At 68.9% G+C, this 7,838-nt stretch carries 6 protein-coding genes and 1 pseudogene; 4 read left to right on the forward strand and 3 right to left on the reverse strand.

Translation table 11 applies throughout. From position 1 onward, the window contains the following. A pseudogene (locus EES43_RS30355) lies at positions 1-498 on the reverse strand (transposase family protein); the annotation flags it as partial. Between the two features lie 46 nt (positions 499-544). On the opposite strand from EES43_RS30355, the gene EES43_RS30360 reads away from it, so the two are divergent. From EES43_RS30360 to EES43_RS30370, 3 genes are read left to right on the forward strand one after another with little or no spacing between them, the layout of a single operon-like run. After that, a complete protein-coding gene (locus tag EES43_RS30360) occupies positions 545-943 on the forward strand; it encodes a hypothetical protein (protein WP_124272258.1) in 399 nt (132 codons plus the stop codon). Then, complete coding sequence (locus EES43_RS30365; RefSeq protein ID WP_124272259.1) at positions 936-4,136, forward strand: Mu transposase C-terminal domain-containing protein; 3,201 nt, start codon at positions 936-938, stop codon at positions 4,134-4,136. The genes EES43_RS30360 and EES43_RS30365 overlap by 8 nt, the downstream gene beginning before the upstream one ends. Further along, positions 4,133-5,203 (forward strand): AAA family ATPase, encoded by a 1,071-nt coding sequence (locus EES43_RS30370; RefSeq protein ID WP_124272260.1) that lies wholly within the window; start codon positions 4,133-4,135, stop codon positions 5,201-5,203. Before EES43_RS30365 ends, EES43_RS30370 begins: the two co-directional genes overlap by 4 nt. Before the next feature lie 133 nt (positions 5,204-5,336). On the opposite strand, the gene EES43_RS30375 is transcribed toward EES43_RS30370, so the two are convergent. Next, complete coding sequence (locus EES43_RS30375) at positions 5,337-7,160, reverse strand: ATP-binding protein (RefSeq protein WP_164493356.1); 1,824 nt, start codon at positions 7,158-7,160, stop codon at positions 5,337-5,339. Beyond that, entirely contained in the window at positions 7,157-7,639 is a 483-nt protein-coding gene (locus EES43_RS30380) for an ABC-three component system middle component 2 (protein ID WP_124272261.1), read from the reverse strand. Before EES43_RS30380 ends, EES43_RS30375 begins: the two co-directional genes overlap by 4 nt. On the opposite strand from EES43_RS30380, the gene EES43_RS31080 reads away from it, so the two are divergent. Further along, positions 7,638-7,838, forward strand: a 201-nt coding sequence (locus tag EES43_RS31080) for a hypothetical protein (protein ID WP_206430226.1), incomplete at its 3' end; no start/stop codon positions are given. The two genes, EES43_RS30380 and EES43_RS31080, sit on opposite strands and share 2 nt — an antisense overlap.

The following is a 7,838-nucleotide window of genomic DNA, read 5'->3' on the forward strand; positions in this document are numbered from 1 at the left end:
TTCGCACCGGACAGCTCCCACGCCTTGCAGTCGTTTCGGTTGCCGGGCAAAGGACGGCCCACTGCGACGACCAGCCGGGTGTCCGCGTCGATGACGACCTGGTGGTTGGTGGAGTACCGGTAGTTCTTCGACTGCTCGGCGACACTGTGGTCGCGGGGTGGGGATCAAAGTGCCGTCCACGATGAGCACGGTGTCCTTGCGGAACCGCTTGCGTTGCTGGAGCGCGAGCGATGGCCCGAGGTGGTCGATGATGCGGTCGGCTGCGGACTTCGACACCCCGAACAGCGGCGCCGGTTGGCGCAGGGTCAGGTTGGTCCGCCAGTACGCGGCGACCAGCAGGACGCGGTCCTCCAGCGGCAGACTCCACGGCCGGCCTCTGCGCACCGGATCTGCGCCCTCGCGCCGGAGCGCGGCGACCAGCCTACCGAACTGGCGCGGGCTCAACCCGCTGAACGGGGCTATCCAAGAGGGCTGCGACGCCGTGATCACACCAGACACGTCAAGATCATCTCACCGCTGACCAGCAGTTACGGGACAGGTCTTAGTGGCGGACGCGTTCGGTGTTCTCGCGCACGAGTCCCGACGAGCACCGCGACTGGGCACGTCCCGTACGACGCCGCTGGAGCTGCTGCCGTCCGTGATGAGGCTCGCCTCCGTGATGGTCTCCGCCGAACGCCGGCGGCTGGCGGGGCGACTGTCGTCCCCGGAGTCTGAGCAGTGGCTGCAGCAGGCGACATCCGGGCTCGGTCATGGCTCCGGTTGGGGCCTGAGGGCTTGGAGGGCGCAGCACCCCGCTCTCGGCGCACCGGTTCCACGTCCTCAGCGTGGCACCTATCTGCCCCTGGCCGCACCGCACGAGCAGGTCGGCGGCATGCAGTCGGTCGACGAGCTCTCCTGCGTGCCCTGGAAGATCCTGGCCCATGCGGACCGTCCCTATGGATAGCCAGAAGGGTCCCGGTGCCCACAGGCCGGGGAAGCACGGCACCCTCACGTCGAACGAGCAGGAAGGCCTGCCCACAGACATCGACGTACGGGTGCACTACCGCAGTGCGGCAGGCCGCACGCTGGTGCACGAGCCTGGTCTGCTGCGCGACATACCGCTGGAAGAACGTGCACCGCTGTCCGAGCCGCATGCCTACCGGGGGCGGCGGTCCATCCTGACCGACTGGTTCTGTGCGACGAACGGCATGACCGTATGGTGTTCCAGCACGGTCCAGATGGACGCGGCGATGCTTCTCGACTTCGATGCGGACATCGCCTGCTTCCAGTCCGGAGTCGCCGAGCTGCACTGGCAGCACGAAGGACGGCAGGAGACGGTACGGCCGGCGTTCTTCGCGCGCACGCACGACGGCCGGCGGTTCGTCATCCCGCACCGCCCCGCGGCCCGGGCGGCCGAAGTAGAGGAACGGGTCCTGCGTCATGCGGCGGCCGCGGCCGGATGGCAGATCCGTCCCCTGCAAGTACCCGAAGGAGTGATGCACTCCTCGCTGCGGAGCATCGCGCACTTCCGCGGTGCCGACTTCGCCCCGGGGACGCAAGCCCGGCAGGTACTGCTGAACGTCTTCGCCGTGCCGCGCCCGCTGCAGGAGGGCGCCGTCGTCTCGGGCCTGGGGCTGCCGGCAGCCGGTCACATCTGGCATCTGCTGTGGACGGGCACGCTGGACTTCGACCGGACGCTGCCGCTGCTCCCGACCTCACGGATATGGGCCGTCCCCGGTAACGACCACTCCTTGGGAGGACAACGGATGACACCGGTCGGACCGCTGGCCGCGGCGGCGCAGCAGAGCGGGCTGCCGCTGGGCGCCCGGGTGCGGTGGCAGGGCGGAACGTACCGGGTGGTGGCACTGCAGGGCGCCGAGGTGCAGCTGGGCTGTCTGGACGAGCAGGGGCATGACGCCCGCGCCCTGGTGGCGGCGGTGGTCGGCGCCGAGGACTACGCCCTCCTAGACGATGACGGCCGGGTGCAGGATGCGGTGAGGGTGGCGGACACCAGCGGCCTGTCGTTGCTGTCGGAGGCCGAGCGAGCGGCGGTGCGGGACTGGGAACGGCATCTGCGGGAGATCGACGAGGGCGTGCCACCGGATGCTGCGGAGGGCACGGTGCCGCGCCCCAACTACGATCCGGCACGTTTCACGGTCCGCCAGCGCATCGCCGCCAAGGCCGACGAGCTGAAAGCACTGGGGTTCAAGAGCTCCTCGGTCAGCACGATCGAGCGCCGCCGACGCGCCTATCAGGCACGGGGCGTGTTCGGACTGGTCCGCGAGGTCGTGACCGGCTCGCCGTGGGGGCGCACGGACGGCCGGGTGGTACGGCTGCTGCTGGCGGAAGTGGAGGCGGGGCGGGACGAGTCCGACGGGCACGGCACCCGCCTGTACGAGCGGCTCCAGGCCGCAGTGGAGCGGGAACATCCCGACGAGTACGACCGGCTGATGATCTCCCGCGCCACCTTCTACCGGCTGCTGGAGCGGCTGGGCATTGCGGTGGACTCGCTGCGGTGGCCGACCCAGCGGCGCATGGACGCGGCCAACGGGGCCACTGCCCCGTACACGCCGACGTGGGCGCTGCGGCTGGGCGAGCAGGTCCAGATCGACTCCACCGGTCTGGACGTCATCGCGGTCGGTGACGACGGCCGGCCGGTGCAGGTCGAGCTGACCGCGGCGATCGACGTGGCGTCGCGGTCGATCATCGGCGCGATGATCGTGCCGAAGGTTCCCGGGCGCGGCCCGCGGGGCCGCCGGCTGGGTGGGCGCGGTACCCGGTCCTTCGACGCGGTGCTGATGCTGGCGCAGGCCCTGGCGCCGATGCCCGGCCGGCCCGGCTGGTCGCCGTCAGCCCTGGCGGAGCGGTCCGAGATGCCCTATGCGGATCTGGTGGCCTGCGATCCGCGCATGGCCGGAGCTGCGGCCCGGCCGGTGATCCGGCCCCGGATGATCGTCGTCGACCACGGCAAAATCTTCAACAGTGAGCACTTCGACGACGTGTGCCGCATGCTCGGCATCAGCGTGCGCCCGGCCCGGACGCGTACCGCCACCGACAAGGCCGTCATCGAGAGCACCTTCGGCGCGGTCAAGAAGCGGTTCTCGCAGTACGTCGCCGGATACACCGGTTCCGATCTCGCCCGGCGCGGCAAGCACGTCGCCGAGGGCCCGCTGTGGAGTCTGAACGAGCTGCAGGACCTGCTCGATGAATGGATCGCACTGGACTGGCAGCAGACTGCGCACGACGGGCTGCGCAGCCCCTTTCTGTCGGGGATCACGGTCAGCCCGAACCGCATGTACGCGACGCTGGTGGCCGCCGAGGGCCACGTACCGCTGCCTCTAACTCCACACGAGAACCGCAAGCTGCTGCCGTTCAAGCGGCTGAAGGTGACCGACAAGGGCGTCACCATCGACAACCGCACCTACAACAGCGAAGCCCTGCAGGAGTACAGGAACCGGCACAGCCAGACCCCCGGGCAGGGCATGCGGTGGCAGATCCGCTACAGCCCCTACGCTCCCAGGTTCGTGTGGCTCTACGACCACGCCATCGACGACTGGGTGGAGGCCGAGTTCATCCACCAGCGCCTGATCAGCGATGCCTGGACCCAGTGGACCTGGGAACAGGCAACGCTGCGGGTGCTGGAGGACGGCGGCCGCAGGGACGACCAGCGGCGCATCGCACGCGAGGTGTCCGCGCTGCGGGAGCGCGCCCGGCGCGGCCCCGACCCGCAGGCCGAGCGGGTGCCGCAGCTGTTCACCGGCCCCGTCCTGGACCTGGATGTCGACGTCCCCGACCCCTACGAAGGGGTGCCCGACCCCGACCCGGCAACGGTGGTGCGGGCGCCGTCGCTGGCCATGGACGCCGAGCACGTCCTGGCGGCCGGAGACACCACTCCCCCACCACCGCCCTCGGCTGCCCGGGAACAGTCGCAGCCGGCTGTACCGGCCGTCCCCGACAGCACCGGCGACGACAGTCACGAGGATGAGCAGACCGGCTGGGCCCGTCGGTCCGGTGCGGACTACCTCAGCCTGCGCGGCAGTGCGGCCGACATCTTCGCCTTCGGCTACAGCCGGCCCGCCACCCCGTACATGCCTGCCAGCCCGATACCCCACAGCAGTGCGTCCGACGACGACGCAGCGGATGGAGAGGTCCTGTGAGCCGAGAAGAACTGATCCGGACTTTCAGCCCGGAGGTCGCCCATGCCGTGACCCGGCCCATCGAGGCCCCGCTGCTGACCACCCGGGAAGGGTGGAACGCCGCTGCCTCACGCACGCTCCAAGCGCCCGACCTCGCGGACTGCGCTCCCAAGGGCACCCGGGTCGGGCCCCGCGACCCGCGGCTGATGTATCACGGTGAGATGCTGCCGGTGGTCACCCCGGCGCTGCGCCGCGGTCTGCTCGACGCGCGGCGTCAGCTGCGAAAGAACCGCTTCAGCAGCGTCGGCCGCAGCACCAACATGATCATTGACGGGGACCGCGGCACGGGCAAGACCACTCTGCTCGTCCAGATCGGCCGCGGTTTCCAGGGACTGATCGAGGCCGACCTCGGGCCCGATGCCAACCGCATCCCGGTCATCTACCTCAGCGTCCCGCCCGAACGGGAGACCAACCTGCACTGGTCGCTGCCCTTCGCCGAGTTCCTCGGCCTCAATCACACCCTCAACGCCGCCGACCGCACCCGCCGGCCGGCCGACATGACCGAGCCCGTCGCCCACGTCATGGCCCACGCCCGCACTCAGCTGGTCCTCGTCGACGGCGTGGACCGCATCCAGGACAACGAGATCACCGGCGCCTTCGACTACTTCGAAGCACTCCAGGACCGCACCCGCGCCACCTTCGTCTTCTGCGGCACCGGCGCCCGCGAAATCGTGCACGACGCCCGCAACAGCAAGCGGCGCAAAACCCTGCCCCCCGGGATCAAGGGCAAGACCTACTTCAGCGACCTTCCGGTGTTGTGGGCCGCCGCCATCCCCTTCGGCGACGACTGGCACAGCTGCGTCCAGGGCTTCGAAGAAGACCTGCGCCTCCACGACCACGAGCCGCGCACCCTGGTCAAGCTCTCCCGCTACCTCCACAAGCGCACCGGCGGCTACATCGACTCCCTCAACGACCTGATCTGCCAGGCAGCCCAGGAAGCCATCGAAACCGCGCACCTGACCGGGACAGAAGCGATCACCAGGGAGCTCCTCGACGACATCCGCATCGGCCGCGGCGACAGCCGCTGACCGCGGGGGATTCGCAAGGGCGAGCCTGCTGATACCGACGGGGTGAGCGCGACCCGCCCGAACGGCCTCGAGCAGCGCCCCGTCTGATGGTGATCCGAGCACGAGGTACATCAGCGCGGCTCGCTCGGCAGCGTCAGGATGGGTAGAAGCCCCTCCTTTCCGCCCCTGCGGTGTGGAAGGGGTAGAGCGTCGCCTGGCCGCTGAGGTCGTGTGGAGGGTCGACGTTCTCGACGATGATCACCTGGGCGCTGGGGTCGTTCTGAAGTGTGCGGTAGAAGTGGGCGACGACGTCGTAGGGGATCTTGATGTCGTCTTCGTCGGGTTCCCGGTAGGTGAGGAGCGGGGAGTCGAGGACGACGAAGCCGGGGTGCGGCAGGCTTCGGCTGGCGGTGTAGCGAGCGAGGGCGACGGTGAAGGCCGCGTGGATGATCGAGCGCATGCCCCGGCCGCGGCTGCTTCGGGGACGATCGCCGACCGAGATTTCGGCAGTCTTCTGGTCGTAGGTGACGCGGTTGTCGCCCGGGACCTTCCATGCCGTCAGGATCTCGCGCACGGTGTTTTCGAAGTCGGCGAGCTCGGCCGCCGGGATTGCGTCGAGCATGGTGGACGCGGGTGCCGTTGTCACGCTCGACAAGGTGGCCTTCATGTTCTCAAGGCGCTGGATCTGCGCGTGGAGGGCCAAGTCGTTCTGGATCTTGCTGCGGGTGGCGAGCAGGGCCTTCGTGTCTTCCTGCAGAGGTGCCAGCCGCTCGTCGAGGCGGCCGAGTTCGGCGGCGAGAGTTCCGCTCGCTGCGGTGAACGCAGCACGCTCGTCTTGCAGTTGCGTGAGCTGCTCTTCGAGGTCCTCCATGGTGGTGATCAGGTCGGCATGCAGGTCGGTCGTCTTGCGGATCTCAGCGACGACAGCGACCTGGAGGTCTTCGGTTTCGGCCAGCTGGTGGCCGGACTGCTGGTGCTCAGGGGCCGCTCCGCAGAAGACGCACGGGCCTTCCCGGAAGAAGTAGCCCAGGAGGCTGCCCGCCTCGGCGACCATCCGCAGCCGGTCGAGGTCGGACTCGTACTGCTGCCGCAGGAGACCGAAGCGGCCGAGGAGAGTTCGAAGCTCACCGGCGCGCTCACGGTTCGCCGTCGTCTGGGACGACAGGGATCGTCCACGCTCCACGAGATCGAAGCGCTGCGTGACCAGTTCCCCGTTGGCTGCCGTTGCGCCGGCGAGAGCTTCCTCCAGACGGCCCAACTGGGCGTGGAGCTCAGGCTCGTTGACCTGGATCTCCAGGCTGCTCTGGGTTTCGGTGATGAGCTGGTCGAGGAGGTCGATCCTTCCCCTGCCGACCTTCTTCTCGACGTCGCTGGCGCCCGCTGGGCGCTCGGGCTCGTCCTCGCCGGTCAGGAGGAACCTGAAGACGGACTTCTCCGCCGGCGCGGCCGTGCTCTGCCCCGAGGCCAGGACCGGGGAACGTGGGTCCGCCATCCTGGTGTCACTGATGACGCAGAGGTGGGCCAGGTCCCGGAAACTGAGCGTACGAAGCTGTCCTTGCGCGGCGCTCTTGAGGACGCGCCTGCCGTCGACGTCCAGGATCTTCAGCAGGTGACGGGAGAGGTTGTTGTCCGCTTTGGGACTGTGCTTCACACTCAGCCGGTGGGTGGGAGCCGATGCGGGCAGGGTCCGAATGTCTGTGTCGAAGACGTCGACCTTGTTGCCGCCCAGCTCGCGGCAGAGGGTGATCACGTCCCCGTCCTCGGTGCGGAGCCCGAGGAGGACGTGGGTGTACCCCTCGGCCTCACGGATGGGCTTGAGCTTGGTGGCGCCGAGCATGTAGTCGATGGCTTCGACGATGTAGGACTTGCCGCTCTCCGAGGCCCCGTAGATGACGGTCAGGTGAGGTCCGAACTCCACAGTCGCCGGTGGCTTGTCCGGGCCCACCGAGGTGAGGTGCACCAGAGTCAGGGCGCTCACTGGTCTTCGTCCCTTCCGTGGCCGGTGGCTTCGGCACGCAGTTGATCGGCCCATCGCCGCGTGATCTGCTTCATGTCTTCCCTGACGTCCGCACCGCGGCGCAGATAATGCTCGGCGAGCCAGGCAGCACGCTCCTTGAGCGCGCCGGCGTAGTCGGCCTTGAGGGTGTCGAGGAAGCTGGCAGCCTCCTCTGTCGCACCGTAGAGGAACCCTCGTTTGTCGGGACTCATCTCGACGAGGCCGGCCCGCATGAGTACGAACAGCCCTTGCTCGACCAGGGCGCGGCGCAGGCCGAGCTCGCCGGGACCGGCCGGCAGGTCTGGTTGAAGACTGGCTGGGCCTCCGTCGAGGTCTCCGCTGTGCAGCATGGCGTGGTCGAGGAAGACGAGTTCCGCGACGTCCAGGCGGCCGGGGAAGGCCTCCGTCAGAAGGACGAGGGCACGGACGCCGACTTCGACGGGACCGTTGAGGGGGTTCATGATCCTTCCTCCCCTTGCACCAGGTCAGCCGATCGTCGTTGGCCAGGTGATGACACAGGCCCTTCCGGTCGAGACCAGTCACGACCGGGGCCAGGATGTTCGCCTGGTTGGGCTGGTGGTTCGACGCTGCGATCAGTACCTGGCGCAGCCGCTCGAAGCCGCTGTCGTACGGTCCGTCCGCCACGTCGACGACCGCCTG

This window comes from Streptomyces sp. ADI96-02, assembly GCF_003846185.1.
Classification (GTDB): domain Bacteria; phylum Actinomycetota; class Actinomycetes; order Streptomycetales; family Streptomycetaceae; genus Streptomyces.